Annotated in this window: 2 protein-coding genes and 1 pseudogene; 1 reads left to right on the top strand and 2 read right to left on the bottom strand. The window is 62.7% G+C overall.

Going from position 1 to position 1,933, the window contains the following annotated elements:
• Window positions 1–575 precede the first annotated feature (575 nt).
• A complete protein-coding gene (locus AC1DYD_RS41295) occupies window positions 576–740 on the bottom strand; it encodes a hypothetical protein (protein ID WP_478178476.1) in 165 nt (54 codons plus the stop codon).
• Window positions 741–795: 55 nt separating this feature from the next.
• Window positions 796–1,626: an amidohydrolase family protein gene (locus AC1DYD_RS41290; protein ID WP_478178475.1), complete on the bottom strand. Its 831-nt coding sequence runs from the start codon at window positions 1,624–1,626 to the stop codon at window positions 796–798.
• Window positions 1,627–1,720: 94 nt separating this feature from the next.
• On the opposite strand from AC1DYD_RS41290, the pseudogene AC1DYD_RS41285 reads away from it, so the two are divergent.
• Window positions 1,721–1,933 (top strand): annotated as a pseudogene (locus tag AC1DYD_RS41285) (IS6 family transposase); the annotation flags it as partial.

Here is a 1,933-nt window from a genome sequence, read left to right as displayed (position 1 = left end):
CACGCACTTCGTCCGCGAGTTCGAGTACCGGACGCCGAATCTGCTGTTTGCCCTGCTCAACCGGCTGAGCCTTCGAAGCCGCATCGAGGCCGAGTCTGCCCAGGCCGTACGGCAGTTGAAGGAGCGCCTGGAATCGGCTGGCGAACCCGTTCAGCGTTCGGGTTAGCTACTTTCCGGCGCAAAAATGCGGCCCGGTCGACGACGGGGCCGCGCAGTCACGATAGAGGCGATCTCTGCATGAGCGCACTCGCCGCGGGAGCCCCGGGGGCGTGACGCCCTGAAGCGTTTCACCTGTGTTGTTGTCGTTGTTGTTCGCACGCACCATCGTGTCCGAGACTCTATTGAGGGGTAGTACTTTTCTTGCATGTATGGACCCTGCGCCTTTTGCAAGCTCTTTTCGGTGACGTCAAACGGTCTGCATGCATGCATACGGCTTGCCGGTGGGCGCGTCGAAACATGCCCGCAGCCTCGATGAGATCCGCACGCCCTGCCCTAAGTAAATTGACGGCTTGAGCTCAAAGGCGCAGCCGGCACGGAAAGCAGGCTTGTGGGCGTTGGTCCAACCAGTTCTGTCATCACTTGTAGTACTCACAGAACTGCGTGTAGCGCCAGGTGCGGCCCTCGGGGTGGGCGGCCACGTACTCCTGCCACAGGAGCATGAGCGTCGTGCCCTTGCGGTCGAGCTCCTGATGGATGCGACCCCAGTCGGGTTCGACGAAAGGCTGCGAGGTGCTTCTCATTCATGGATTGCATTTGCTGCAGCAAGCAGCGGTGGTTTCAAGATTGGGTTGAGGATCAGTGCGCGTTAGGGGCGCACGCATGTTGAGGGCGCCAGCCTGCTGCTGCCGCCAGGCGCAGCCCTGACTCACGCAATGGGGCCAGCCACGTCTCGGGATCCAGGGCGGACTGACGGTCATCGACCAGATGGCCGCCACGCTTGCGCCACCTTCCGGCAACCATCACCGAGTTGATGTTGGCAAGGCTTGTCTGCATGAGTACGGCATTGACCGGATCGTGCACAGGCTGCATGTTCGGCAGTCTTGCATCAACGAGCACGAGGTCAGCCTGTTTGCCAGGCGTGATGGTTCCAATGCGATCGATCTGGCCCAGCATGCGCGCGCCCTCGACCGTCACCCAGCGCAACGCGTTGGCGGTCGTGATCGTGGAAGTCGGCGGAATGACGGGACCGGACGCCGCCGCCGCGCGACGGAATGCCTCGTTGTCCAGGGCCCGTTGGTGGACAAGCGCCGTTCGCGCAGCCGTGAACATCTCCCCGGAAAGTCCGGACTCGAGGTCAATGCCGATGGACGCAGCAACCCCGCGGCGGCGCAGGCGGCCGATGATCGGATGGCCGTGGCCCTGCGTCATCTCGTTTTCCGGGGTGACAGAGAACGTGACACCAGCGGCGACGAACCGGTCGAGCTGCGTGTCCGAAAGATCGTTGCCGTGCACGATGTTGATGTGGGGATCCAGCAGCCCCTCGCGCTCCAGCACCGCCCAGCCGTCCGGCGCGCGCGCTGGGCCTCCCCCCTGATGCATCGAGGCAATGAGGTTCAACTCGCGCGCCAGCCTGAAATCTGCAAGCGCGACATCCAGTGTCGAGTAATGGGGACCGAGCACAGCCATTCCCACGCTCAGCTGCCCTCCATTTCCGAATCTTGGCTGCGCCGACAGCCGCTCCACTGGCATTGTCACGTTGCCGAAGGCGTAAGCTTGTTGGATGCAAAAGAAGAGGTCGCTGTATCACGGTCATCGGTTCCCTGCGGTGGTGATCAGCCAGGCGGTGCGCTGGTATTTCCGGTTTCAGCTGAGCCTGCGTGACATTGAGGAGTTGATGTTCGAACGTGGCGTGGTCCTCAGCTACGAGACGATCCGGCGCTGGTGCGACAAGTTCGGTGCGAGCTTCGCGCATGGTGCCAAGGGCGCGCGCCGG

The sequence above is a fragment of the Variovorax sp. P4_B11 genome (assembly GCF_056402355.1).
Note: the sequence above shows the minus strand (reverse complement) of the source record. Positions and strands in the feature narration are given on the sequence as shown.